Source organism: Leptodesmis sp. (assembly GCF_052746595.1).
Map to the genome: position 1 here is coordinate 1 of NZ_JBRAGO010000022.1, position 26239 is coordinate 26239.

A 26239-nucleotide genomic window follows, 5' to 3' on the forward strand; every position below is an offset into this window, starting at 1 on the left:
GCGATCTTGGGAAGCCCGCACCGTATGCGTAGCATTGGTGTCGGGAGGATGTCACTAATCAAATCCCGCCAGCCGTTAGTTTTGCTGTCACTCACGGTTACAGGCGGGCGCACTAAGGTAGACTCGGAAACCAGTCGAAAGGTTTTATCCTTTTGCCCTTCCAGTACTAGCATCGTACAGCCCCCGGTGCCACACCAATAGGAGGTACTGAGAACAACGATCGCATCCCGCGTGCCATCCCCATTCAGGTCAATCGTGTCTGCAAAGAAGCGATCGCTGTCCTCTGGGGGGGCGCCTTGCTGTTTGATGTAGCTGGCGATCGCCTGCTGTACGGCAGGTTGCAATTCAACGGCTGAGGGAGTTGTCGATGCGGGTGACGTGACTGGCGAGGGAGAACTAGTGGCAGAGGGGGGAGTTGGCGTGCATCCAGCAAACAAGAGCGCCAAAGAACAACCAGAGAGCAGAAAATAACGATACAACATACGTTTCACTACAGAAATTTCAATTGGCTGAGCGTCCTCTTCCGACTTGAGAGAGGACGCTCAGCCAATATACTCTCCCAAAGATTCTAAGTATTGGGAATGGCCTGGACATCTGTTGCCCCTTCCACTCCACGGGCAACTTGCTTGGCTTGTTCTAATACACCTTCCGCATCTGGGTTATATTTCAACACCACGACGCTACCAGTTTGGGCAACCCACAGACCCACATGGCCGGAAATGTTGGCATCATCCAGAGCTTTGGCAACTCGCTTGGCTAAGCCGCTTTCATCGAAGGCTCCATCCAATCCTACTTTTTCAAGCGGAATCGAGTGCTTTGCAGCCAGATCCTGAATCGACTCTTGAGGGGCTGAAGCGACTTTGGCTTCTTCATGCTTGCCGAATAACTTACTGAGAAACCCCATAGCAATATCTCCCTGCAGTAAGCGAAAAGTACTAAAGTCTCAACACAGGCAATTTTTCTTGACGCTAGCGATCGCGCCATCCACTGCAGTTTGCAATTAAACCTTGTCCAAGTTTAGAACCGTAGTTTCTCTTATAGGAAAACGACCGTTCTCTAGCTGGACTTGGTTTAATTCCAGGGGAGGCATCTCCACTTACACCAAGCCAGTCAATCTAACAGGTGTTTGCTGACTCACTGTAAGGGTCAGAAGCATTACTGTTTCTTGGTTTCAGCCTCTTTCTGCATGTCCTTACCTGTTTCCTTCATGCCTTGGCCAGCCTTCTGGATGGCTTCGCCAGTTCCCTGAACAGCTTTACCAGTTCCTTCCTCGATCGCCGCACCAGCTTCTTTCACCAATTTGTCAGTTGCCTCAACCGCTTTCTTGGTTCCTTCGCCTACCTCTGCGGCTGTCCCTTTAACGGCATCGGCTGCCGCTCCAGTTGTTTTGTTGACCTTTTCCGCATCTTTTTTGATATCCTGCTGTGCGGCTTTACCAGTTTCCTCCAACGCATCACCAGTTTGCTGGATCGCTTCACCGCCCTCTTTCTTCATCGTTTCAGCCGTATTACTACAGGCTGCAAGGGATAAACCGAGTAATAGCGCGGGCACAATGACAATTTTCTGAATACTCATTTAGCCAACCTCGTAGTTAATGCAAATCGATTGCATGGCCGTAACCAATGGATTGCTGTTAATCTGCTTTAGCCACCAAACTCCAGATGAAAATGAATAGGATGGCTCCTAAAACTGCCACAATAATTCCGGGGATGCTCAAGGTCGCCCCAGCAATGGCAAAATTTCCGGTTTGAATCGAATGTAGGAGGGTGCCACCGACAAACGCACCAACAATTCCCAACAGGGTCGTCATGAAAATGCCGCCACCTTGACGACCGGGAAGAATTGCTTTGGCGATCGCCCCTGCAATGAACCCTAAAACAATCCAGGCAATGATATTGACTTTGTCATGCCCCCAACGCCTGGAGCACTAATTTCCCATGGTTCGCCATTGAGGTATGACACGGTATTTGGATTTAACAACGCCTGTGAAATTGATATGGTTCTACCTGAAAACCTTATATTAGGAGCACTACAAGTTAAACGAGAGCTCGTCTAAGATTGCCTGCAAATTATGGATCGCATCGATCCGAACGATCGCTTTTGGGCCACCAACCATGTGCAAAGCCCCGAAACCTTTGCTTCAGTGCAGCATTACCTGAGAGAACTCTATTGTTTAGTCCAGCAGCGATCGCCCTTCCTCAATCAGCCAAAAATCAGTAAGTTGCTGCTGGAAGATTACCTGCCGCTACTGATCGAAGCATCCATCCATTGGACACAAACCAGTGATCTCTCAGCGCTCCTTGACCCGATCGCAGTTGGTGCGAGAAGCCGAAGCATACATGCTGGCCCATCTGGGACAGCCAATCACCCTCACCGATCTCTGTAAAATCCTCAATACCAGCAAAAGCCCGCTCAACTATGGGTTTCAAGAGGTCTTTGGTATCAGTCCGATGGCCTACCTCAAACAGTTGCGCCTGCGCAGCATCCACAAAGCGCTCAAAGCCGCCGACCCGACCACGACCCAAATCGTGGACATAGCTCACCAATTTGGCTTCTGGCACATGGGGCGATTTAGTCAGGCGTATCAGCAATGTTTGGTCACCTCCCCTCGACGACATTGAAGCGAGGGGTATAAGTTACTTTCGGCGAGCGCAAAGTTACTTTGATGGCAGCAGACAGGCATCAGTGGGATTGCCGATCGCACCGCCAGCCAGAGCGCTGGGCGTTAATCGTGGCGGGAGAATGGCTCGGTTAGGGCGCAGAAGGGAAAGTGGGTAGTGCCCACTACAGAAAGCTGAGTTGGCAGCATAAAATAGAATCACGTTGCCGATGTGCTGCCCATCTTTCAGCTTATGCAATCACCTGCCACGACCAATCCCTTAGAGACTTTCCTGAGCCAACCGAATATTGAAATCTCTCCTGCTTGGGAATTTATCAATGGTCGCGCCCAGCAAAAACCGATGCCTACTCTGTTTCATTCTCGCCTGCAACGCAACCTGGTTAACGCGATCAATGCTTTCACAACTGACTATGAAGCCATTCAAGAACTGCGTTGCATTGTGCCGCCCCTTTCTCCTGTCCCAGACATTGCCGTTGTTGCCAGAAATCGCCTACCGGAAGTAGATGGCCCCCTCCAAGGTGCGCCCGACTGGATGATTGAAATTCGTTCACCCGATCAAAGCACACTGGATTTGCAAAGCAAGATTTTGCATTGCTTGAGCAATGGTACTCAGCTTGCCTGGTTAATTGATCTCCAACGGCAGCAAATCTGGGTTTGGCAGGGTGCAGATTTACCCATTATTTTTGCTGGGGCAGATATTCTACCAACGTTAGACAACATTGGCGCTTTGACCGTAGATACTGTGATGGCGATGACTCAACAACGGTAGGAGAACTCCAACTGGCACCGACTCAACACACTGCGATCCTGCGAAGCAGAATCGTTGCCAACACCCCAGGACAAGTTTATCCACCCTGAATTTGCCCTGGACTTCGCCGACCTTGGGAATTCGGTTTGAACTGTTTGCAGATGGTTTAGCGCTCTTTTATCCAAATGGGGAGTCGTTTGAAGACCCAGGCGTACGCCTCACTCCTGCCAGAACGAAACTGCTACAATCGACAAAGAGGAGCAAAGACAGGACAGCGAGGCAATAATTCCCTGTCACAGAGCTGATCATTCCAAACACCAAGGTACCGAAAATGGCTGACACGCGGCTCACTAGAGCATGGAACCCAAACATCTCACCAGACTGCTCAGTAGGAATGAGGATGGCAAACCAACTACGACAGAAGGACTGGGTAGGCCCAAACACCAGTCCCATCAGCACTGTAACCAGGAAGCGGCGTTTGGGGATGGGTACTCAAGGCCATGACTAGAATCAAGATACTCCAGAAACCGAACAGGAATTGCAGCAATCGTTGGTGAGAGATGCGATCGCTCGCACTGCCAAACCCAAGCGTTGAAATCACCGAAGTGACATTAAAGAGTAAGGAGATCTGGAGAATTTGACTGATGCTGAGACCAAACACCTTACTGAAATAAATCTCGATAAAGGTATTCAGGGTGACAATGACATCAGAAATCAAATAGTAGCCAGCCAGAAACCGAAAGGTGTTCGCTTGTTGTCGCCAATGTTGCAGGGTGTTGAATACCTGGAGGTAGGCTTGTCGGATCAGGGTGCGTGTCTTTTGCCATGAAATGGGCTGGGATGGGTGCTGCGGCAACCAGAGTAAAGCGGGTAGGGCAACTGCCAAATAAAAACCCGCTACCACCAGAAATGTCAGCCGAAACAGCGCCAAATTGTCAGACTGAGTCCAGGGCGAGTCAAGGGCATTGTGACTAGAAAGCAAGCAATACCGCCTAAATAGCCTAGGCCCCAGCCCCAACCCGAAAGCCGTCCAACCTGGTGTGGAGCCACAAGTTCGGGCAGATAGGTATCATAAAGGCCAGCCGCCAGCATATAGCCTACCTGGGCCAACACAAAGAAAACCTCGCCCAGGAAGATGCGTCCGGGTTGCACCTAATAAAGACCTGCCGTTGCGATACAGCAGAGTAGGGTGGCTGCAACAAACAGGCGATGACGGAGTGCTCCCAAATCTGCGATCGCTCCCAGCAGGGGAGATAACAGATCAGCCGCCACCAACGACAGGGCCACTGGCAGACCCCAAAGGGCATCACAATCTGCTGCTCCGCCACACACCACTTGCCAGAAGTAGATTGCATAGGCCACACCGGGAATCATCAAAATGTAGCCAGAACTGGCCACATCATAGAGAACCTAACTAACAATGGACTGCCTGAACCAGGGGGAAGTAAGGTGAACCATTAGTCCTTAGACGAATGTTGCTGAATGAGTTGAATTGTAATTTCCGCGATCGCAGCTTCCATGTCCATTGCTGATTGTTCTCAACCTGGCAAATTTTGTGCCGGATGCGGCTCTCAGCAGGCTCTACATTAAGACTTTATAATGGAAAATCGGATCTTAACTGAGACACACCCATGCCTGCTTCCCGTCGTTATCACATCACTACCTTTGGTTGCCAGATGAACAAAGCCGATTCCGAGCGAATGGCTGGCATTCTGGAAGATATGGGCTTTACCTGGGAAGAAGAACCCAATGCGGCAGATTTAATTATCTACAACACCTGCACGATTCGGGACAACGCCGAGCAGAAAGTGTACTCCTATCTGGGGCGGCAGGCCAAACGGAAACAGGAGGATCCCCATTTAACGCTGGTGGTAGCGGGCTGTGTGGCCCAGCAGGAAGGGGAACAACTGTTGCGGCGAGTGCCAGAACTGGATTTGGTAATGGGGCCACAACATGCCAACCGTCTGGGAGAGTTATTGGAACAGGTTTTCAGTGGCAGTCAGGTGGTCGCCACGGAACCCGTTCATATTATGGAAGACATCACCAAACCCAGACGTGACAGTACGGTAACGGCCTGGGTGAATGTAATTTATGGTTGCAATGAGCGCTGCACCTATTGTGTGGTGCCGAATGTCCGTGGGGTGGAGCAATCCCGCCCGCCAGAAGCGATTCGGGAAGAAATGGTGGAACTGGGCCGTCAGGGCTATAAGGAAGTAACGCTACTGGGACAAAACATTGATGCCTATGGGCGAGATTTGCCAGGAGTCACCCCAGAAGGGCGGCATCAACATACCCTCACCGATTTGCTGTACACCGTTCATGATGTTCCTGGAATTGAGCGTATCCGATTTGCCACCAGCCATCCTCGTTACTTCACAGAACGGCTGATTCGGGCCTGTGCGGAATTGCCCAAAGTCTGTGAGCACTTTCACATTCCTTTCCAATCCGGGGATAACGAGGTGCTGAAGGCGATGGGACGGGGCTATACCCAGGAGAAGTATCGCCGCATTATTGAGATTATTCGTTCCTATATGCCAGATGCCGCTATCAGTGCCGATGCGATCGTCGGGTTTCCGGGCGAAACCGAGAGCCAGTTTGAAAATACGCTCAAATTGGTAGACGAGATTGGCTTTGATCAACTCAACACCGCTGCCTATTCCCCTCGTCCGGGTACGCCTGCCGCCCTGTGGGAGTCGCAACTGAGTGAGGAGGTGAAAAGCGATCGCCTGCAGCGCCTGAATCATCTGGTAGCCACGAAGGCAGCAGAGCGATCGCAGCGCTATCTGGGTCGGGTAGAAGAAGTGCTGGTGGAAGCCCAAAATGAGAAAAATCCAGATCAAGTGATGGGGCGTACCCGCAGCAATCGACTGACCTTCTTCCCTGGTGATATTCAGACCCTCCAGGGAAAACTGGTTCCAGTGTTGATTACTGAAGCGCGTGCCTTTAGCCTGTCAGGGCATCTGTTGGGGGAAAGTACAAGACTGGATGCCAGCTCTGCCGCAGCAGTTCTACCGTAAAGCTGGGAATCGAAAATTCCAGCAGGCGATTGCGGCGATTGTGGGAGACTGCGATCGCGCTGATGTCTGGTTCTAGGCAGGCTTTCAAGACTTCCATCACGGCTCCACCTAACCTGACTTGCGTATCAACTTTGATGTTGAGCGGTGCCAACTCTGCTTTAACCGTTGCCAGAGTAGCTTCCGCCGCTGCGATATAAGGTTCGCGGGAGAGATGCCATCGATCGATAGACTCCAGCACCTGACATAAAGTACACGCCTCTACAACTGGAGGGGTGAACCCAGGCACCAATGCTTTAATTGCCCGAATCACTCGCTTGGCCGCCTCACTGCCATCGTAGGGTACCATCAGATGCCGAAAGATATGACGGCATCGGAGGTCTAACTCTTCAGTGGTATAGGTTGAGATGAGTTGAGCACGAACTACCAGAATCGGTATTTTAGTGTGCTCGTAAATCGCTTTCGTCGTACTGCCAAATAATTTTTCTGCTACCAGATTCTGAGTTGCCAACCCCAGCACAATCAACTCGGCCTGATGAGCTTGAGCTACTCTCAGAATCAAATCACAGGGTCGGCCTGATTTTACCACCACTTCAACAGTTGTGCCTTCTGGAATGTCTCTGCTAGTAACACCCATTTGCTTCCGCGCCTGATCCACTTTCTCGTTATCCACTCTGGGGATAGCACCTTCTTCATCCAGTGGAACACAGTGAAGAAATGTAAGGTGACGAACACCCGTTGCAGCCAGGGTGGGGACAAAATTCACCAATCGCTGCAGGCCATCAGAAAAGTCTGTACAGATGAGTAAACGCTGAAACATACAAGCAGAGCAGTTTATGCAATCTGCCCTTACAGTAGCATTGGTCATTGGTCATCGGTCATTGAGAATTAAACCTTGTCCAAGTCCAGAACCGTAGTTTCTCTTATAGGAAAACGACTGTTCTCTAGCTGGACTTGGTTTAGTCATCTGTAGAAGACAAGGGACGAAAGACAGTCCATCTAAACCTTTCGTTGTTAAGCTGTATGACAGAAGTTGGCAAGGCTTTACGGTCATTTCTCTCCCATGAATCCTGAAGAAAATGCCAGTCTGACTCAATCCAACCCCCTGTGGTCTTCCTTGCAGTTATCTAATTCGCAGGTGTGGATTCAGGCAGCAGGGCGATCGCTGTCTCAGATCGGTGCTGGCCTAATCTACTTCTACATTCCTCTGGTATTCGTTAATCAGGTTGGGCTATCGGCGGCTTCCGTAGGATTTAGTCTGGGTTTAAGTTCACTCACGGGTGTTTTGGGACATCTTCTAGGCGGTGTTCTGGCCGATTCTCCCCGTTTCGGGCGCAAAACCACTCTATCTGTGTCAGCGACCTTGAGTGTGGCCGTCTCGTTGTTGCTGGCGGTGACGCAAACCTTACCGATGCTAACGATCGCCTGCTTGTTGTTAGGAATTAGTATCGGCTTTTATTGGACAGCTGCTGATGCAGCAGTGATGGATATCACGACCTTAGAAGAGCGGCATCAGGCCTTTGCAGTGATGAGTGTGGCCGAAAACCTGGGCAATGGAATTGGTATTCTGGGTGGTGGACTGCTGCTGGTCCTGGTGCATCAAAACCATCTCGCCTTATTTCTAGCCTGCTCTGGCTTCTTTCTGGCTTTTCTAGGGCTGACTCAGTTTGCTATTCCTGAAACCCGATCGCCCAACTCAACCCATGAGAACACAACCACCGGAATTTTGACGGCACTGCGAGATCGGTTGCTGATTACGTTTGTACTGGCGAATGTGTTGTTTACGACTTATATCGCGATCGTCGCCAGTACTATTCCCCTCTATTTCACGAATTTTGTGACTGGAATGGGAGGTGGCCCCGGAGCGTCTGTTACCAGTACAGCGAATCTCTTTACCTGGTGTTATATCGGGATTGGTGCAATTCTGCAATTGCCAATTGCTCAATTGTTTACCCACTATCAGCGTGTGCGAGTGTTGATGATTGCTATGCTGATCTGGGCCGTAGGGTTTGCGCTGGTGTGGGTAACGGGCACCGTGACAACGGCCCAATTAATCTGGGGAGTGGGGGCGCTTTGTATGTTGTCAATCGCCTCAGTCACTTATAAACCATTTGCGTCTGCAATTGTCTCAGAACTGGCTTCGGAATCGTTGCGAGGTTCCTATATTGCGATCAGTTCCCAGTGTTGGGCGATTGGCTACTTTATTGGCCCGATCATTGGCGGCTGGGCGATGGATCAATCGGCCCTGATTGCCGATCGCTTCTGGTTGGGAGCAGCCGCGACAACGGCGATCGGCCTGCTGGTGCTGCAAGTCTTTCAAAGGGGAGTTCAGTCAGGAGTTCAGTCATAGGAAGTTTCAGAGGGGGGATGGTGAAAAGGTGAGCTTGATTTCAGAAAAGGTCAGTACTTAATTTTAAACCGTTGTTCTAACCAGCCAATGCCATAGTCTGCAAGCAGGGCAATCGCGGCGGCAGGAACGGCTCCGGCCAGAATGAGTTGGTTATTGACCACAGCGATGCCCCGAAAGATGAACACCCCCAAACCTCCGGCTCCAATAGCAGCGGCGATCGTGGCAATGCCAACGGCAATCACCGTGGCAACTCGTACCCCAGCTAGAATCACACTCATGGCCAGCGGTAATTCAACCTGTGTCAGTAATTGCCAATCGGTCATGCCCATCCCGTGTCCGGCTTCTCGTACCGCTGGGTCAATGCTCATAATGCCGGTATATGTATTGCGAATGATCGGGAGAAAAGAGTAGAGCGTCAGAGCAATGATCGCGGGCAACACGCCAATTCCCACCAGCGGAATCAGTAAGCCAAACAGCGCCAGACTGGGAATGGTCTGTAAAATATTCGCAACAGCCAGAATGGGTTGCCGCAACGATTTGTTCCGGGTAATCAAAATACCGAGTGGTAGGCTGATCAGGATGGCTGTCGCGATCGCAATTCCCACCAGCAGCAAATGCTCCCCCGTCCGCTGCACAATCTCTGACCCATATTTCACCAAAAAAAAGTTTTCCATCCCCAACCCCTAATCCCCAATCCCCAATTCCCGATCCCTGATCTCCGATCCCTGACCCCTAACCCCCAACGTCCGCAGAAACGTCTGTGCCTCCGGATGGGACGATCGGGCAAACTCCTGTGGCGTATCTAGTTCCACTAAGCGACCATCCTGCATCAACCCAATGCGGGAAGCCAGCACAAACGCCTCCTGCATATCATGGGTGACAAACACGACTGTTTTTCCCAGTTCCTGTTGCAACCGCTGAAACTCCTGCTGCAACTCCATGCGGGTAATTGGATCCAGTGCCCCAAACGGTTCATCCATCAGCAGAATCGGTGGATCCGCTGCCAGTGCCCGTGCGACACCCACCCGTTGCCGCTGACCTCCCGATAGTTGGTGCGGGTAGCGAGTGGCAAACTGAGCCGGATCCAGTCCGACTAAATGGAGCAGTTCATGAACACGGGATTTGATCTGCAGTGGCTTTTCACCCTGTAAGGTCGGCACCAATCCCACATTTCGCTCGATCGTGAAGTGGGGAAACAGTCCTGTTTCTTGAATCACGTAGCCAATTTGTCGTCGCAGTTGAATTGGCTCCCAGTCGGTGGTCGCTTTGCCCTGCACCCGCACTACTCCAGCCGTGGGGGTAATCAGGCGGTTGATCAGTTTCATGGTTGTGGTTTTGCCCGAACCACTGCGACCCAGCAACACCAAAAATTCGCCTGCTTGAATGGTGAAATTCAAGTCTGCCAGCAGCGATCGTCCTCCGACCACAAACTCAACCTGTTGAAATTCCACCAGCGGGCCATCCGATCCCATGCACTCCAGATCCTTGTGCGATCGTTATCCCTTACCCTATCACTATCCTTTGGTTGTGCAAGAACAGGAAAGCAAGATGTGGCGATTAAACCGTTCGTTGGGGAAAACTTTGTAAGTCAGGATCTCACTGGTCGGGAGGAACGTTGATTTTTTGATGAAGATATTTAGAAAATCTCAACTATCTCTAAAGTTTTATTGATGATTCTCATAGGTAGGTAGATAATACTACTTAGCTTGGGCGATAGATGCTCTAGGGCTTGTTCTGCAGAGTCAGGTCTATATCAGACCTTGCCATAAACCTGTAGCAGGCTCAGGGGTTGTCTTGAGAATCTGTGACAGCGATCGCCCCACGTCTGTTTCCCTGGATGTCGAATTTTAGATTTGAGTGGCTTAACTTTAGGTTTTTAACATGAACACGATTAGTATTACCGAGATTTGTTGTCCCAACTGTGGTAGACCAGCAGAGCGACATACCCTGCTGCTAGAGAAATTGATTCGGACGCAATGCCCAACCTACGACTATTTAATGATCCTGTGTGCTCAAACCGCAAAGGTTGTAGAAGCTTACGCACCAGGAATTTACGCCTCACACGGTTAAGTTTGGGATGGGAGGGCGATCGCGGAAGCCCGTAACTGTCCGCAGGCAGCATCGGCTTCCAACCCACGGGAATAGCGAACACTGACGGCAATGTGATGTTTTTTCAGCGTAGCAACAAAGGCTTGAATGCGCTGTTCATTGGGACGCTGGTAATCCACTTCCTGAATTGGATTGTAAGGAATTAAATTCACATGGGTCTGGAAACCGCGCAGGTGTTTGGCTAACTCTTGAGCATGTTCCGGTTCGTCGTTCAACCCTGCCAGCAGAATGTATTCAAAGGTCACTCGCCGACCTGTGATCTGCACATACTCCCGGCATTCGTCCAAAAGGGCGGCGATCGGGTAGGAGTGAGCACTGGGAATCAGCCGTTCCCGCAGCGCTTGATTGGAGGCATGGAGGCTAACCGCCAGCGTGACCTGGAGATGATGCTCCGCAAGTCGGCGAATCCGGCCAGGAATCCCAACGGTAGAAACGGTGATCAGGCGTTGGCCAATCCCAACATCCTGATTCAGACAGCGAATCGCCGCCACCACTGCATCCGTGTTCAGCAGCGGTTCCCCCATCCCCATAAACACAATGTTGCTGACCCGGTGCTGAAAGTGTGCCTGTACTGTCAACACCTGATCGACAATTTCATGGACTGCCAGGTTACGAATAAATCCACCTTTCCCGGTCGCACAAAAATCACACGCCATCGGACAACCTACCTGGGAAGAGACACAAACGGTAAGGCGATCGAGAGAGGGAAGTTTTGAGTTTTGAGTTTTGAGTTTTGAGTTGGATGGTTCGTGGCTCGTCGTTCGTGTTGCTGGAGTCTTGGCGAGTTTTAAGTTTTGTGGGTTAAGTTGACCTCCAAATTGAGAACTGAAAACTGAGAACTGAGAACTCTTCTTATACGTCGGCATTCCCACCGTTTCAATAATATGGCCATCGGCCAGACGCAGCAGGAATTTGACGGTACCATCGAAGGTCACAGAGCGGTAATGAATGGTAGAGCGTCCTAGAAGAACATTCTCTAATTCAGAGCGCCATTGTTTAGGAAAGACGGAAACATCGATCAGCGATCGCACTCCTTTCTGGTAAATCCACTCATGCAGTTGCTTACCCCGGTAGGCTGGCTGCCCCTGTTGTTGTACCCAGGTGGTCAGTTCAGCCAGGGATTGACCCAATAAGGGCTGGGAGGTGAGAATGGGCGATTTTGCATCGGTCGCGATCGTCATAAAACTGCGGCTCTTAAACGGGCGATCGGCAGGTAGGTCAGCTTTTGCGGGCCAGGGACGTAAGCGCGTTTGCGGAAGACATCGTACTGGTTACGTTCAATCACATCTAGAATGCCTCGATACAGCATCAGGGCCGCCCACACTGGGAAGCGGGCATCAGGACTGAGGGCACTAATCCCCGACTCGGCGGAGGCATAGAACTTTTTGGCCCGCTGAATTTGAAATTTCATTAGGCTGCGCCAGCGTTCATCCACCACCCCATTAAACAGATCTGCTTCCGTGTAATTGAATAGGGCTAGGTCTTCCAATGGCAGGTAAATCCGCCCTCGACGAGCATCTTCTCCCACGTCACGCAGAATATTGGTGAGTTGGTTGGCAATTCCCAGGGCGATCGCTTCTTCTGTTGGATCTCGTTGCTCATTCCGGTAGACATCCCAGGGAGCTGTCCGGACAGTGGTATCCACACCCATCACGGGAGTCGTCATTAAGCCCACCGTACCTGCTACCCGGTAACAATACAGGTTCAACTCTTCAAAAGTTTCGTAGCGGGAGCGATACAAATCCATGCGTTGTCCCGCAATCATGTCACGAAACGGTTGGATATTGACGGGGAATCGTTCCAGCGTATCCACCAAAGCCACGTCAGCATCTTCGATCGGCGTACCTGCAAAGATGGACTCCAGCTGGGCTTCCCACTGATCTAGCGTCTCATCGGTGGTAAAACTGGCACGGGGACCGTCCACTAATTCATCCGTCCGCCGACACCAGACATAGATGGCCCAGATAGCTCGTCGCTTTTCCTCTGGCATCAACAAAGTGCCCAGGTAAAAGGTTTTGGAATACTTTGCAGTGATTTGACGGCAAAGCTCATAGGAATCCTCAATGGATGCCAGGGGTGTGACACGAGAATGGTCAGGCAGTTTTAGCATGTCCCCAGGAATGCTCGACAAACAGTGCAGGCAAGAGTGGACTCAGAGATACCAGGTTCTGCATCAGCAGGATTACAAGTTTTCAATATCGCATGAGCCATAGATCCTTAAACCGTCCAATTTCATCGTTGGTCAGATGATTCATTGGTCGCATTAATAGACCATCATCTATCATTCTTGCCCAGTTAAACCTTAGCAAGAGGCTTCTCAGTCGAACTGTCGGTAGATAAGGAGTCTACTGCCAGCGAACTGCTTGCAATAGCCTGCGCTGCCAGCTTACCAGAAAGTACGGCCCCTTCCATACTGCCGAGGTAGCGTTGCATGGTGTAACTTCCAGCTAGATAAAAGTTTGAGATCGGTGTTTTCTGGGTGGGACGGAATGCCTGCCGACCAGGGCTAGCGGTATAGACCGATCGCGGTGTTTTCACCACTTTGTACTTCAACAACCTGGCTGGATTATCTCCTGTTAAATGTTGTGGGAACAGCTTTTGCAGTTCGGCCATCGTTGCGGCAATGATCTCCTGTTCAGATTTGTCGATCCAATCCTTCGCAGGAGCCAGTACCAGTTCTAGCATCGATCGCTCCGGGTTCTCATACTCACGGCAGGTATTACTCATGTCTGCATAGACACTCAGCAACTCGGAGCGGGAGAACAAAAGCTGGTCTACGTCTGTCAACTTGCGATCGAACCACAGGTGCAGATTGATCACAGGCACTCCTTCCAGGCCATCCAGCTTCTGGAAAAATTCTATCTGCTTCCAGGTCGCAGGCATTAGCACCTTCATCACATCCACTGACATGGCCGATACATAGATATCTGCCGTCAGAATCTCATCCGGCTGTCCATTTAACCCGCGAATCACAAAATGCTGGACAGTGCCATCCGGATTCAAGACAATTTCTTTGAGAGGAGCATTCATCCGAATTTCCCCACCCCCCTGGGTAATGTGATCGGCGATCGGCTGACACATCCGCTCGGTTGGAGAACCATCCAGAAAGGCAATTTTGGAACCGTAGCGCTCCTGCAGAAAACGATTGAGGGCGGTGAGGGGAATGGTGGCCGATACCTCATCCGGGTTAATGAAGGTGAGGGCTTTCGAGGCGGCAATAAAAATATCTGTATTTACGCCTTCATCCACTCCTTGCATGCGGAGCCATTCCAGCAGGGTGTATTGATCCATGTCCTCGACGTACTTCTGGCCCCGAACAACGGCTGGCAATAAACCCACAGCAAACCGGATTTTCTGCTTCCAGGTCAGCAGGTCGTTATTTCGCAGAATAGAAACAATCACATTCAGGGGGGCGGGAATGTCCGGCACGTTGAAGTAGGAGAGCACACCCGGTTTTTCCGGTTGGTTGAAAATCAGTTGATGCTTTTTCCACTGCAGGCGATCTTCAATACCCAATTCCTTGAACAGCTGCAGCATATTGGGATAAGCACCAAAGAATACGTGCAGTCCGGTTTCATACCAGTCACCGTCTTCATCTTTCCAGGCAGCTACCAGACCACCCAGCACATCCCGACTTTCTAGAACAATCGGTGTGTGACCCGCATCGACCAGATACTTGGCACAGGCTAACCCAGCTAAACCGCCACCCGCGATCGCAACACGCATAAATTCTTTATCTTTTCTTCAAAATTATCGTTTCTCATTATACGTTGCATTCTGTAACATTTTCAGTTTCTGGCCTGGTTTTCCCTGGTTTTGCATCAAAATACATAAAAAACCCCGGTTACGCACCGAGGTTAGCATCAGGGTGTACTCAACCACCGAGTCGGATCCACACAACCAAAATCACTCTTGCTGAGAAATTGGCACGAAGAGCACGGCATTAAGCAAGAGATAGACGTATTCTCATCGGAGAGCAGGAGTAGGTGTTAGGAGGCGGGCTCAGTTCCGAGTTGGTGTTACTTTCAACGCTTATTAGCCTACCGAAAAATACGTAAAGTTACGGTAATTGAAAAGCAGACTTTAATAAAGTTCTTGCAAATAAATCAGCTTGTCTACGGATGTAAACAGTTCTTCCAGCTTCTTTTGTAGGATGGAAATCATTCTTAAATAAAGATCCTGCGATTTTGCATCCCCACTGTTACAGGAGTGTCCATGAAGGCATCCGATCGATCCACCCGCCTCAACCATTACTACGAGCAAATTAGCGCGATTATTTTGAATCGGCAAAATCCCATTACCGGGCTACTCCCCGCCAGTACGGCTGTGAATGCTCATGGAGACTACACCGATGCCTGGGTACGGGATAATGTGTACAGCATTCTGGCGGTTTGGGGGTTGGCGCTGGCTTACCGGAAAGTGGACGATGACAGTGGCCGCACTGTGGAACTGGAATACAGCGTCGTCAAACTGATGCGGGGGCTGCTGTTTGCCATGATGCGGCAGGCGGCCAAGGTGGAATCGTTCAAAGAAACCCAATCCCCCTTAGATGCACTGCACGCCAAATATGACACGGCCACAGGGGATGTTGTGGTTGGCGATGATGCCTGGGGGCATTTACAACTGGACGCAACCTCGATTTTTCTCTTGATGCTGGCCCAGATGACTGCGTCTGGTCTGCACATTATTTTTAATACGGATGAAGTGAATTTCATTCAAAATCTCGTCTACTACATTGGACGGGCCTATCGCACCCCCGACTACGGCATCTGGGAGCGGGGCAACAAAATTAACCACGGTAATCCAGAGTTAAATGCCAGTTCCGTAGGTATGGCAAAAGCGGCCCTGGAAGCTATGAATGGCCTGAACCTCTATGGCGTGCAGGGAGGCCAAACCTCTGTCATCCATGTGATGCCTGATGAAATTGCCCGTACCCGCATTACCCTGGAATCTCTACTGCCTAGAGAATCCAGTTCCAAGGAAGTGGATGCGGCGCTGCTGAGTGTGATTAGCTTTCCAGCCTTTGCCGTAGATGACGAGCAGTTATGCGATCGCACCCGCCAGAAAATTATTGACAAACTGCAGGGGCGCTACGGCTGTAAACGGTTTCTCCGGGATGGTCATCAGACCGTGATTGAAGATACCACCCGCTTGCACTATGAACCCTGGGAATTAAAGCAATTTGAAAATATTGAATGCGAGTGGCCACTGTTCTTTACTTATCTGTTATTAGATGGTGTGTTTCGAGGCGATCGCCAGCAAGTTGAGGACTACCAGACCCGCTTAGAGGGATTGTTAGTCGAGCGGGATGGCCTGAAACTATTGCCAGAGCTTTACTATGTGCCGAAAGCGGCGATCGATGCTGAAAAAAAAGCGCCCCAGAGCCAGACCCGCCTCCCGAACGAAAACATTCCCCTGGTCTGGGCACAGAGTTTGTACCTGTTGGGCCAGATGCTGAGTGAAGGATTGTTGTCCGTGGGCGATGTGGATCCTCTGGGACGGCATCTGCATGTGCGGCAGCAAAGAACGCCGATCGTTCAGATTGCCCTCCTGGCTGAAGATGAAGCCTTGCAATCTAAATTGGCAATGTACGGGATCGACACCCAAACCCCCACCCAACTCGAGCCGATTCAAGTCCGGCAGGCGAAAGATCTGGCTGCTGCCTATACCCAGATTGGCCGCAATGACAAACTGAAACTCACAGGTCGCCCCTTCCGCCGCTTACGTAGCCTGACTACTTCCCGCATCTTCCGCATTTGCGGTAATACCATCGTCTTTCTACCATCTTTTCTGGATCAACAACTCTATCTCACCCTGGATCCCCATTTCCTGGTGAGTCAGATACGATCGGAACTAGCTCACATCCAGCGCCACTGGAATCAGTTGGGTCGTCCTACTATGACCCTGCTACTGACCCATTCCATGCTCAAGACGGAGGATGACGGTAGCGGCGATACCTTCCCCATCCTCACCCTGCTGAAGGAACTCCAGGAGGGCAACTGTAATGGCGTACAGGTAAAATTGGGACGGCTTAACCAATTAATGCTTACCGCCTGTGTCGAGCGGATCGGCTTCCTGCATGACTTTGAATTTGCCCAATCTCCCGTCCAGGATGCCCGTCCCACGGAAGTCTTCCTAGCCTTTGATCCCGACAAAAACTTTCCCCTCAGTATTACCCAGGAGTTCAAGCTGGAGGTGGAAACGGAGATCAGCCCGTTGCTCAAGAGCCTGCGGCAGTCCGTAAACCTGTATGAGCAATTTGAATTGTTGAGTACTCTGGCCCGCTTGAAAGGGCTGGATTTTGATACCGGATTAGGCCAGCTTGATCGCCGTGTCACTGTGGAACAACTGCTGGGCGAAATCTATGTCAAAGCAGACAGCTTGAAGCTATGGGGCATCTTGCGTGGAGTTGCGGGGGTGTGTGACAAGATGACGATTAACCTGGTAGATGCGGTGACGGACATTTTAGTTCGACAAAAGCAAATTGCTGTAGGCCGTTCCTACAACGAAGCCTCTCTGATTACCCAACCGTTGTCGCCCCAGGAAATGATGGAGAAACTGCGAGAGTTTTGTCGGGAGGATATCCGCGATCGTGTCCTGACTCAGGAAATTCTGGTCTACCTCAGTTTGCTGATTAAATCCGAACCTTCCCTGTTTGATGGCCTGCTGACGCTGCGGGTTGGCTACCTAATTCTGTTGCTGACCACTAAACTGGCTCAGGAGCGGCAGATTACCCAGGATGAAGCCTATGAGCAACTGATGCAACTCAGCCCTCACGAGATGCAAACCCGCCTGTATCAGGTACTGAAAGGATATGAGGACGTGAATCAGACTTTGTTCCAGCAGGAATCGTTGAAGGTATCTCAACGGGAACAAGACATCGATTGGGCCGTAGACCTAAATGCCGTTGAAGCCAAATCAACTGACCAGAACTGGTTGCACAAGCGCCAACTAGATGGAGCCTTGAACCGGGTGCCGCAGGGCTTTTATCCGAAGGTTTGGACAGTCCTGAAACACTGTAAAGGGCTAGTAATTGGTGACAAGTTAGAACGCCGTAACCGTTTAGAAAGTGAACCTCTGCTGGCCGAAATGACCCCTGGCGAGAAAAACTTTGCCCTCCGCGTTGAACATCTGCTGAATAAAATCCAGGCTCCCGAATATCGCCAGGTGAACATTGAAGCCTTGATGGAACTGGCCGCTTTTTCCGAACGTAACCCGGATTTGTACATCGAAGAATACATTGTCCTGGATGTTCTGATTGGGCACGCAGTACGGTTGGCCTGGTTATCTCAGCATCCGGGGCAGGACGATCGCTACGACGAATTCAAAGCATCGGCATGGCGCAGCTTTTATGCCAGTTCGCCCTACGACTGCGCCACCCATATTGTCAATGCCCTCCGCTTCCTGATTCACCTGGCCCAAACCACAAAACAAAAAACTCCAATTTTTGGAGTCGAACCCTTGCAGGAGGAAGAAGAATCTAACTAAGCATTTTGAAAATCTTTTCCTCGCCATTTGGATAGGTGACAAAAGCTCATTCAGACCTGAAGACTTTATCGGTTCAGGCGCATTCCCTTTTGGTTGCTCCCCGATCACTACCTCTTTTCGTAGGCAACTTCTCCCATGACATAAGTGGCCTGAATGGTACGATCGTCCCCCAAAATAATCAGACTGAACACTTCATCCGCGAGAGCCGTGACGGATGCCACTGTAGGAATGGGATTACGGAAGCTCAACAGTGGGGTAGCCCTCGTATCTAACACCACAAAATCGGCTTCCTTGCCAGGTGCAAAATTGCCCAACTTGTCTTCCAGGTACAAAGCTCTGGCTCCCCCCAGTGTGGCTAAATATAGAGCTTTGAAGGGAGACAGGCACTGTTGTTGCAAATGCACAACCTTATAAGCTTCGTGAGCTGTGGTCAGCAAGGAAAAACTGGTGCCGCCGCCTACATCCGTTCCCAGGCCAACCTCGACTGGATGATCAGGGGATTTAGCCTTGCCCAGCTTAAACAGGCCGCTGCCGAGAAACAGGTTTGAGGTGGGACAAAAGGAAATAGCCGCCTTAGCTTGTGAGAGTCGCTGAAATTCTTCATCTGTAAGCTGTACCCCGTGGGCAAACACCGATCGCGGACCCACTAATCCGGCCTGATCGTATACATCCAGATAGTTTTTTGCCTGGGGAAAGAGTTGAGCCACCAGCGTTACCTCATCTGGATTTTCGGAGAGATGGGTGTGGAGATAGACATCAGGAAACTCTGCCAGCAGTTTACCAGCTAACCGCAACTGCTCATCGGTAGACGTGACGGCAAAGCGGGGAGTCACCGCATAGAGCAGTCGTCCCTTTTTGTGCCATTTCTGGATCAAAGCTTTGCTATCCTGATAGGAAGATGCTGCTGTATCAAGCAGAAAATCTGGAGCATTACGATCCATCATGACCTTGCCCGCAACCATCCGCAGGTTGCGATCGTAGGCTTCCTCAAAAAAGGCTTCTGCAGATTGGGGAAATACGGCGGTAAATACGAGAGCAGTGGTAGTGCCATTCTTGAGTAGTTCATCTAAAAAGAATTTAGCCACCTGACGCGCATACTCTTTATCCTTAAATTTACCTTCAGTGGGAAACGTATATTTATACAACCATTCCAACAGTTGCTCCCCATAAGCGGCAATCACCTCAACCTGGGGAAAATGAATGTGGGTATCAATAAATCCTGGCGTGATCAATTTGCCAGAATAGTCAATGACTGGCACCTGAGTGTATTTCTCACGCAGACTGTCGTAAGGCCCCAGTTCTTTAAAAATGCCATTTTCAATGATTAGCAAACCATCGGGAATATAGCGAACACAGTCAAGTTCTGGAACAAAAAATGGGTTATCAGTGAGGTCGAGGAAGGCTGCACGAAATGCCTTGAGGCTGGATGCAGTGGGGGTAGAGTCAATTGACATTAAGCCATCCTGGTTTCGATGTTGAATTTTTAACTTAGCTATGATTACTTTGAACAAATTTCCAGAGGGGATGGCTGGGGCCTTGCTGGCGAATGCGAAGAACAGCCTGTTCTAAACGTTTGCGTTCTCGCTTGGGCAAGCCAAATAACCAATTGCGGATTTGCCAGACAAGAATCCCCAGCGTCACACCCAGGCATAGAAATAGTCCGAAGGCTGGGTAAGGATTGAATACCAGCCCATAGCGAACTGCCGACCAAGTGAAGTATTCGCGGAGCAGGGAAATGGGATACCGCAATCCCCAGAGGCTGATGGAACCGACCGTGAGCCAGAGAATGCCAGCAAAAATCCAGCGAGCATAGACTGTTACCCGATGTAGACGATCGACCTGTTCCCGAAATAGGGGATCCAGCAAATCCTCGGAGGTTGCAGCAGGTTGCTTTCCGAATAGCTCCATCGCAGAATTACTAGACCTCCTCGGAACTAACCCCATCGTTGGTAGGAGCAACCGGAACAGGGCCGTATACCTGACCCGTGTGCTCTCGCCATAGAGCCAGCAGTGTACTGGCAATAAAGATGCTAGAGTAAGCCCCTATCGTGAAGCCAATAATCAATGCCAGGGCAAAGAGCTTCAGGGTTTCCCCACCGAAAAAGAAGATTGAGAATAGGGTGAGTAGCGTTGTCAACGTGGTGTTGATAGAACGGGCCAGCGTGGAATTGACAGCAGCATCCACAATGTCATCGATATGACGCTCTGGATTGAGGGCAATGGTTTCGCGAACGCGATCGTAAATCACCACCGTATCATTTACCGAGAAACCCACGATCGTCAGCAGGGCAACGATAAACAGGGAATCGACCTCCACATTGAATAACAGTCCCAGGATCGCGAAGATACCGACAGCGATCAAAATGTCATGGAATAGGGCGACGATCGCAAAAATGGCATAGTCCAACTGGAACCGCAAACTCAGATAAATCGTGATGCCAACGAACGACACAATCAGCGCCAGTAAGCCAGCCGAGAATAACTGTTGACCAATGACTGGGCCAACCGTATCAATTTGAGTCTTGCTGGGGTCAAAGGTTCCTAGTTTCTCGCTCAAAGCAGACTGGATCTGATTACGTTGTTCTCCGTTCAGCGGGGCAGTACGGATCGTGACCCCAACCTGTTTACCGGCGCGATCGGTAATCGCCTGAATATTACTGCTTCCCAACCCTTCTGCATCCATAACGCTACGGACAGCGGCAATGTCGATCGGCTTCTGGCAGTTATCAGCCTTACTGCAATCCAGTTCAAATTGCAAGCGGGTGCCGCCCACAAAGTCCAGTCCGGGCCGCAAGGGTGCGCCAATCTGCTTCCAGGAGATGAACATGGCAACAATACCCGCCAAAATCAGGGCAGAGGAAATTGCCCACCATACATTTCGTTGTCGAATGACCTGAAGTTTCATGGGTTTGACTATGCCTCCGCTTTCACAGGTTCCAGATTGGGACAGAAGTACTGCGGTTTTCGCAAACCTGGGAAGCTCAAGGTATAGAGTAGCAGGGTACGGCTACAGGTGATGGCGGTGAACATACTCACCAGTACCCCCAGGGCCAGTGTCAGTGCGAATCCTTTAACTAATCCTGCCCCAAGCCAGAATAACGCCGCACAGGCAATCAGCGTGGTCACATTACTGTCCAGAATGCTGGAGAAGGCGCGGTAGAACCCAGATTCTACAGAACGGTACAGGCTTTTTCCAGATCGCAGTTCTTCCCGTGTACGCTCAAAAATCAGGACATTGGCATCGACCGCTATTCCAATACTGAGAATGAATCCAGCAATCCCAGGAAGTGTCAGGGTCACTCCCAGCAAGTCAAAAGCTGCCAGAGTCAGGATAGCGTAGATCACCAGGGCAATGTCTGCAATCAAGCCAGGAAGCCGATAATAGGCCACCATGAAAATCAGTACCAGCACCAAACCACCAATCGCCGCATAAATACTGCGTTGAATACTGTCTTTTCCTAAGGTGGCACCGACGGTACGGTTTTCCACGACTTCTACGGGAAGCGGCAGGGCACCCCCTTTCAGTTGGATGGCCAGGTCGCGAGCCGTTTCCAGGTCGAAGTTACCTTCAATGACTGCATTACCGCCTGTAATCCCAGTTTGGGCATATTTGACATCCACCGAGTAAGCAAAGTTTTCGCTGATGGGTGCCCCATCCAGAAAAATTCCCAGGGTGCGTCCGGTTCCAGCAATACTTTTTGTGAGCTCAGCAAATAACTCGCCACCGCGCTGATCAAACTGTAAGCCGACATCCCATTTGTTCTGGACATTTGTAGCGCTGGGATAGGCATCTTTTAGCATCTTGCCAGATAGCTCAGTCTTTTCAAACAGGGCCGCGATCGAATCATTCACTGCTTTCAGTTCCGCCTGATTTTTGGCGATCGCGGCCTCGTCGTTTGATTTCCTCAGTTCCCGTTGCAGCGTCAGTTTTTCTCTCAACTGTTGCCGCTCGATCGCCAATTGTGCCTCAGTGCCTGTTTTTTGTTTGCGGAAATCGAGTTGAGCTGTTCCTCCTAGAACCCGCTCTGCCTGAATCGGATCATTAACTCCGGGCAGTTGCACGATGATTTGATCCTTCCCCGATGTGAGTACCAGGGGTTCCGAAACTCCCAGCCCATTCACCCGACCTTCAATCACCCGCCGTACCGCATCCAGGTCAGAGGGGGTAATTTCTTTGATTTCCTCAGTCGGTTTCACTTGAATAGTCAACTGTGACCCACCCCTCAGGTCTAACCCTAACTGAGTGGGCACGTTCAGAATGACGACGATCGCACCAATAACCAGAGCCGCGATCAGAAGTAGTAAATAACGCTGTCTTCCCATGCTGTCTTCCCTGCAACAAACGCTATGATAACGCTTTCAAGTTTTGAGTTTTCATTTTTGGGTTGCGAATTGTAAATTCAGACACAGGCGAACCTTTGCGAAATTGACCTACTGGCTACAGAAAGCTGTTGCTATTTCAATAATCTATGGTAAGCCTATCGAAATAACGTATTTTTATCGGTTATGCCTCTGTTACTTCTCAGTTCCACTTTTCGAGCTGAGTCTGCCCAATAATTCTCCATCGTGACATCTGAGAAATTCACAACAAAATATTGAAAACAGTTGCTGATTACAACAATTCATGTGATCCCCGTGCTGAACCTTAAGTTGATCTAAAATTTGCGGCTCAATCGATCGCAGGTGCGGTACGTTTGACACCTGCGACTGTTGCTCACAAGCAGGGTAAAGATGAGCTTGACAAATTTCAAGATTGAGTCAAGTCATGAAAGTTCATGAACATCAACATTGCAGGATGGATTAGGCGGTAGCTATAACGTATCTCATTTAAAGTCATATTTATTCACATTGAAAAGTTAATGCGTTACGCGGCGCTAACCCGTCCTGTGTAAGAGTTTGGAATGATTAAATCTAAAATCTTTAATGTACAGCACAGATCAAACATTAGTTCTAGTAAACAAGAGAAGCTACTTTGATTAAAACTGTGATGCTGAATTAGGTTCTCCAGGATTGGGGAATGATAGAGAGTGAAAAGAGTACTGGAGTCAAGCCAGTAGGAAATCTTGGATTTAACTTGACAGGTTTTAGGTTGCTTCGATTGTAAGTTTTTGATTCTCACATCCTATGACATCTAGCTCTAACACCGGGCGATCGCGCCAATCTGCAAAGTTCTCCGTTGACTCTCATCCTGTTGCTCCGCAGAGTGATCTCCGTGGGTTAGCGGTTGCCAGTCCGACTGCAAGTGTCACTCTTGCTGAAACTCCCATTACCGCTGCTCAGGGTGTGTATGTCGTAGTGCATGGGCACTTTTATCAGCCTCCCCGTGAAAATCCCTATCTAGACGCAATCGAGCGACAACCCAGTGCCTTTCCCTACCATGACTGGAATGAACGCATTCATCACGAATGTTATCGCCCTAATGCCTTCGCCCGTATCGTCAACGATCGCGAAGAAGTGATGGGAATCGTCAATAATTACGAATATCTCAGTTTCAACTTTGGCCCCACCCTCTTGAACTGGCTGGAACGCTATGACATCGAAACCTATCAGCGAATTCTGGAAGCCGATCGCCAGAGTTGTGCCCGCTTGAATGGACATGGAAATGCGATCGCCCAGGTGTATAACCACATCATCATGCCCCTGGCTAACGATCGGGACAAACGCACGCAAATCCGCTGGGGCAAAGTAGACTTTCGTTCTCGGTTTGGCCGCGATCCCGAAGGTATGTGGTTAGCCGAAACCGCCGTGGACTATCCTACCCTGGAAGCCCTGGTTGCCGAAGGGATCAAATTCATCATCCTCGCTCCCTCTCAGGCCCAACGCTGCCGTCCTTTCCCCACGGCTGAACAGCCCGACCCTGACTGGCACGAAGTCGGTGGCAGCCAAATCGACCCCACCCGCCCCTACCGCTGCTACCTGAAAAGTTCTGAGTTCTCAGTTTTAAGTTCTAAGTTGGATAACCACTTAAAACTTAAAACTCAAAACTTAGAACTTGACTGTCCCTATATTGATATTTTCTTCTACGACGGCCCCATCTCGCGCGATATGGGTTTTGATACGGTGCTCAGCCACTCCCAGCAATTTGCCAGTCGGTTAGGACAGGCAGTACGTGGAGAGCAGCGGCAGGCTCAGATCATTGCTGTTGCCACGGATGGGGAAACATTTGGGCATCACAAAGGCGGCACAGAGAAGTGTCTGGCTTACAGCTTTGTGCATGAATTTCCCGATCGCCAGTGGACTGTCACCAATTTTGCCCATTATCTCTCCCTCGATCCTCCCACTTGGGAAGTGGAGTTAAAACCGGTGACGGCCTGGAGTTGCAGCCATGGAGTCGATCGCTGGCAAGACGATTGTGGATGCGGTGGTGAAGGGGGCTGGCATCAGAAATGGCGGCGACCGTTACGGAATGCGCTGGACTGGCTCCGGGATCAACTGGCCCAGGTGTATGTAGAGGTGGGAAGCAAACTGTTTCAGGATCCCTGGCTGGCACGGGATGAATATATTGATGTGATTCGCGATCGCACTTCCGCTACCGTGAATGCGTTTCTGGCTCGCCATCAAACCCATGCTTTAAATTCGATCGAGCGGATTGATGCCCTGCGCTTACTGGAAATGCAACGTCACACTTTGTTGATGTATACCAGTTGTGGCTGGTTTTTTGAGGAACTATCCCGACCGGAAGGCACGCAAATTCTTCGCTATGCGGCAAGAGCGATCGAATTGGCCGGAGATGTCACTGGAATTCATCTGGAAGAGGCATTTGTCAAACGGTTGGCCCTGGCTCCCAGCAATGTAGACCTCTTCAACCATGGAGCAGAGGTGTATCGCCAACTGGTGACTACCGCTCAGGTAAGTCTGGAACAGGTGGCTGCCCATTATGCGATCAGTTCTCTATTCACCGCTCCGGCCAAAGAACAGCGAGTATATTGCTATACTGCCTATCAAACCGATTATCAGCTGCAGCGCATGGGAGCTATGAACCTGGCGATCGGGCGCTTACAACTCACCTCCGAAATCACCCACGAAACAGCGGATCTAGTCTTTGCCGTGCTGCATCTGGGTGGCTGGGATTTCCACTGCTGTATTCAACCCTTTGGTGGACGACGAGAGTATAGCCAGATCAAAGAAGCTCTGATAAGTACCTTAAGTCAGGCCAGTGCGGCTCAGATGATTCTCACCATGACTCGTTTATTTGGAGATCAGTCGTTCAGCCTGCAAAGTCTGTTTGCCGAAGAACGACACCGGATTATGCGAATGCTGACTCAGGGAACACTGACCCGTCTGGATCAACTCTATTCCCAGGTGTACCGGGATAATTACGGCATCCTCATGGCCTTTCATCGGGATGGATTGTCTGTGCCCCAGGAATTGCAGGTCGCGACAGAAGTAGCCCTCAGTCAACGGGTATTGCTGGCCCTGCGATTGCTGGAGCAGGAGTGGAGCGATCCCACCGTGGATAATCGTCCTCTGGGATTGGGCCATCTCGCGGAGTTGGAGGCGATCGCCCGCGAAGCTGACCAGTTACGCTGTCGGGTGCATGAACCCGAAGCGAAACAAACCCTGGAACGATTGATTCTGCAATCCCTGCGAAACCTCCTGGTACATTTCAATCCCGCCACGCTGGAGGAAGATATGGCCTACCTGGAACGGTTGATTCGCCTGGGCCATCAACTGCATCTGGGGCTGTCTTTGGCCGCTGCTCAGGAATTGTATTTCGACTGCCTGCACGACTGGATTATTCCTGAATGTCTGCACTGGTTGGATACCGCAGCTCAGGGAGCCGCCTTCACCCCTGACTGGGCCGATGTCAAAATTCGTCTCCCCCATCTGCGCTCACTCCTGCGCCTGGGACAAACCCTGGCGATCGATGTAGCCGGATGGTTAGCCAAGTTGCCTTAAGAAATTGGGAC

Annotated in this window: 27 protein-coding genes; 8 read left to right on the forward strand and 19 right to left on the reverse strand. The window is 50.5% G+C overall.

Going from position 1 to position 26239, the window contains the following annotated elements:
* The 4 genes from ACUVQO_RS06870 to ACUVQO_RS06885 all read right to left on the reverse strand — a co-directional run.
* Positions 1-482, reverse strand: a 482-nt coding sequence (locus ACUVQO_RS06870) for a hypothetical protein (protein WP_445925147.1), incomplete at its 3' end; no start/stop codon positions are given.
* An 86-nt stretch (positions 483-568) separates the two neighbouring features.
* A complete protein-coding gene (locus ACUVQO_RS06875; RefSeq protein WP_445925148.1) occupies positions 569-904 on the reverse strand; it encodes a phospholipid-binding protein in 336 nt (111 codons plus the stop codon).
* 251 nt (positions 905-1155) lie between these two features.
* A complete protein-coding gene (locus ACUVQO_RS06880) occupies positions 1156-1575 on the reverse strand; it encodes a hypothetical protein (RefSeq protein ID WP_445925149.1) in 420 nt (139 codons plus the stop codon).
* 58 nt (positions 1576-1633) lie between these two features.
* The gene (locus tag ACUVQO_RS06885; protein WP_445925150.1) at positions 1634-1810 is read right to left on the reverse strand and encodes a GlsB/YeaQ/YmgE family stress response membrane protein; all 177 of its coding nucleotides are present in this window, start codon (positions 1808-1810) and stop codon (positions 1634-1636) included.
* Between the two features lie 261 nt (positions 1811-2071).
* Between ACUVQO_RS06885 and ACUVQO_RS06890 the strand changes: the two genes are divergently transcribed.
* Both ACUVQO_RS06890 and ACUVQO_RS06895 read left to right on the forward strand, forming a co-directional pair.
* A complete protein-coding gene (locus tag ACUVQO_RS06890; protein WP_445925151.1) occupies positions 2072-2386 on the forward strand; it encodes a hypothetical protein in 315 nt (104 codons plus the stop codon).
* The gene (locus tag ACUVQO_RS06895) at positions 2301-2621 is read left to right on the forward strand and encodes a helix-turn-helix domain-containing protein (RefSeq protein ID WP_445925152.1); all 321 of its coding nucleotides are present in this window, start codon (positions 2301-2303) and stop codon (positions 2619-2621) included. The genes ACUVQO_RS06890 and ACUVQO_RS06895 overlap by 86 nt, the downstream gene beginning before the upstream one ends.
* A gap of 36 nt (positions 2622-2657) precedes the next feature.
* Here the strand turns inward: ACUVQO_RS06895 and ACUVQO_RS06900 are convergent, their stop codons facing one another.
* Positions 2658-2858, reverse strand: a complete 201-nt coding sequence (locus ACUVQO_RS06900) for a hypothetical protein (protein WP_445925153.1) — start codon at positions 2856-2858, stop codon at positions 2658-2660.
* Here ACUVQO_RS06900 and ACUVQO_RS06905 point away from each other — a divergent pair.
* The gene (locus ACUVQO_RS06905) at positions 2853-3389 is read left to right on the forward strand and encodes a Uma2 family endonuclease (protein WP_445925154.1); all 537 of its coding nucleotides are present in this window, start codon (positions 2853-2855) and stop codon (positions 3387-3389) included. The genes ACUVQO_RS06900 and ACUVQO_RS06905 overlap by 6 nt on opposite strands.
* A gap of 156 nt (positions 3390-3545) precedes the next feature.
* Here ACUVQO_RS06905 and ACUVQO_RS06910 read toward each other — a convergent pair whose 3' ends face one another.
* The 4 genes from ACUVQO_RS06910 to ACUVQO_RS06925 are packed head-to-tail and all read right to left on the reverse strand — an operon-like array spanning position 3546 to position 4766.
* Positions 3546-3821 carry an MFS transporter gene (locus ACUVQO_RS06910; protein WP_445925190.1) on the reverse strand — a complete coding sequence of 92 codons (276 nt, stop codon included), beginning with the start codon at positions 3819-3821 and terminating at the stop codon, positions 3546-3548.
* Complete coding sequence (locus ACUVQO_RS06915; RefSeq protein WP_445925155.1) at positions 3781-4299, reverse strand: MFS transporter; 519 nt, start codon at positions 4297-4299, stop codon at positions 3781-3783. Before ACUVQO_RS06915 ends, ACUVQO_RS06910 begins: the two co-directional genes overlap by 41 nt.
* Positions 4281-4520, reverse strand: coding sequence for a hypothetical protein (locus ACUVQO_RS06920; RefSeq protein WP_445925156.1), 240 nt, complete (start codon positions 4518-4520; stop codon positions 4281-4283). Before ACUVQO_RS06920 ends, ACUVQO_RS06915 begins: the two co-directional genes overlap by 19 nt.
* Complete coding sequence (locus tag ACUVQO_RS06925; RefSeq protein WP_445925157.1) at positions 4521-4766, reverse strand: hypothetical protein; 246 nt, start codon at positions 4764-4766, stop codon at positions 4521-4523.
* A 233-nt stretch (positions 4767-4999) separates the two neighbouring features.
* On the opposite strand from ACUVQO_RS06925, the gene miaB reads away from it, so the two are divergent.
* The gene (miaB, locus tag ACUVQO_RS06930; RefSeq protein ID WP_445925158.1) at positions 5000-6385 is read left to right on the forward strand and encodes a tRNA (N6-isopentenyl adenosine(37)-C2)-methylthiotransferase MiaB; all 1386 of its coding nucleotides are present in this window, start codon (positions 5000-5002) and stop codon (positions 6383-6385) included.
* Here the strand turns inward: miaB and ACUVQO_RS06935 are convergent.
* Positions 6312-7202, reverse strand: a complete 891-nt coding sequence (locus ACUVQO_RS06935) for a universal stress protein (protein WP_445925159.1) — start codon at positions 7200-7202, stop codon at positions 6312-6314. The genes miaB and ACUVQO_RS06935 overlap by 74 nt on opposite strands.
* A gap of 243 nt (positions 7203-7445) precedes the next feature.
* Between ACUVQO_RS06935 and ACUVQO_RS06940 the strand changes: the two genes are divergently transcribed.
* Positions 7446-8732 (forward strand): MFS transporter, encoded by a 1287-nt coding sequence (locus ACUVQO_RS06940; protein WP_445925160.1) that lies wholly within the window; start codon positions 7446-7448, stop codon positions 8730-8732.
* Between the two features lie 50 nt (positions 8733-8782).
* Here ACUVQO_RS06940 and ACUVQO_RS06945 read toward each other — a convergent pair whose 3' ends face one another.
* Both ACUVQO_RS06945 and ACUVQO_RS06950 read right to left on the reverse strand, forming a co-directional pair.
* Positions 8783-9406 (reverse strand): ABC transporter permease, encoded by a 624-nt coding sequence (locus ACUVQO_RS06945; RefSeq protein ID WP_445925161.1) that lies wholly within the window; start codon positions 9404-9406, stop codon positions 8783-8785.
* 9 nt (positions 9407-9415) lie between these two features.
* Positions 9416-10204 carry an ATP-binding cassette domain-containing protein gene (locus ACUVQO_RS06950; protein ID WP_445925162.1) on the reverse strand — a complete coding sequence of 263 codons (789 nt, stop codon included), beginning with the start codon at positions 10202-10204 and terminating at the stop codon, positions 9416-9418.
* A 409-nt stretch (positions 10205-10613) separates the two neighbouring features.
* Between ACUVQO_RS06950 and ACUVQO_RS06955 the strand changes: the two genes are divergently transcribed.
* Positions 10614-10802 carry a replication restart DNA helicase PriA gene (locus ACUVQO_RS06955; protein WP_445925163.1) on the forward strand — a complete coding sequence of 63 codons (189 nt, stop codon included), beginning with the start codon at positions 10614-10616 and terminating at the stop codon, positions 10800-10802.
* On the opposite strand, the gene rlmN is transcribed toward ACUVQO_RS06955, so the two are convergent.
* From rlmN to pds, 3 genes are all read right to left on the reverse strand, one after another.
* Entirely contained in the window at positions 10799-12022 is a 1224-nt protein-coding gene (gene rlmN / locus ACUVQO_RS06960) for a 23S rRNA (adenine(2503)-C(2))-methyltransferase RlmN (protein ID WP_445925164.1), read from the reverse strand. The genes ACUVQO_RS06955 and rlmN overlap by 4 nt on opposite strands.
* Complete coding sequence (gene crtB / locus ACUVQO_RS06965) at positions 12019-12951, reverse strand: 15-cis-phytoene synthase CrtB (RefSeq protein WP_445925165.1); 933 nt, start codon at positions 12949-12951, stop codon at positions 12019-12021. Before crtB ends, rlmN begins: the two co-directional genes overlap by 4 nt.
* A 185-nt stretch (positions 12952-13136) precedes the next feature.
* The gene (pds, locus tag ACUVQO_RS06970) at positions 13137-14567 is read right to left on the reverse strand and encodes a 15-cis-phytoene desaturase (protein ID WP_445925166.1); all 1431 of its coding nucleotides are present in this window, start codon (positions 14565-14567) and stop codon (positions 13137-13139) included.
* A gap of 489 nt (positions 14568-15056) precedes the next feature.
* Here pds and ACUVQO_RS06975 point away from each other — a divergent pair, with 489 nt between their 5' ends.
* Positions 15057-18329, forward strand: a complete 3273-nt coding sequence (locus ACUVQO_RS06975) for a glycoside hydrolase family 15 protein (RefSeq protein WP_445925167.1) — start codon at positions 15057-15059, stop codon at positions 18327-18329.
* Between the two features lie 107 nt (positions 18330-18436).
* On the opposite strand, the gene guaD is transcribed toward ACUVQO_RS06975, so the two are convergent.
* The 4 genes from guaD to secD are packed head-to-tail and all read right to left on the reverse strand — an operon-like array spanning position 18437 to position 22652.
* A complete protein-coding gene (guaD, locus tag ACUVQO_RS06980; protein ID WP_445925168.1) occupies positions 18437-19783 on the reverse strand; it encodes a guanine deaminase in 1347 nt (448 codons plus the stop codon).
* Between the two features lie 34 nt (positions 19784-19817).
* A complete protein-coding gene (locus ACUVQO_RS06985) occupies positions 19818-20237 on the reverse strand; it encodes a hypothetical protein (protein WP_445925169.1) in 420 nt (139 codons plus the stop codon).
* 10 nt (positions 20238-20247) lie between these two features.
* Complete coding sequence (gene secF / locus ACUVQO_RS06990) at positions 20248-21234, reverse strand: protein translocase subunit SecF (RefSeq protein ID WP_445925170.1); 987 nt, start codon at positions 21232-21234, stop codon at positions 20248-20250.
* A gap of 8 nt (positions 21235-21242) precedes the next feature.
* Positions 21243-22652: a protein translocase subunit SecD gene (secD, locus tag ACUVQO_RS06995; RefSeq protein ID WP_445925171.1), complete on the reverse strand. Its 1410-nt coding sequence runs from the start codon at positions 22650-22652 to the stop codon at positions 21243-21245.
* A gap of 801 nt (positions 22653-23453) precedes the next feature.
* Here secD and ACUVQO_RS07000 point away from each other — a divergent pair.
* Positions 23454-26228 carry a DUF3536 domain-containing protein gene (locus ACUVQO_RS07000; RefSeq protein WP_445925172.1) on the forward strand — a complete coding sequence of 925 codons (2775 nt, stop codon included), beginning with the start codon at positions 23454-23456 and terminating at the stop codon, positions 26226-26228.
* The last annotated feature ends 11 nt before the right edge of the window (positions 26229-26239 follow it).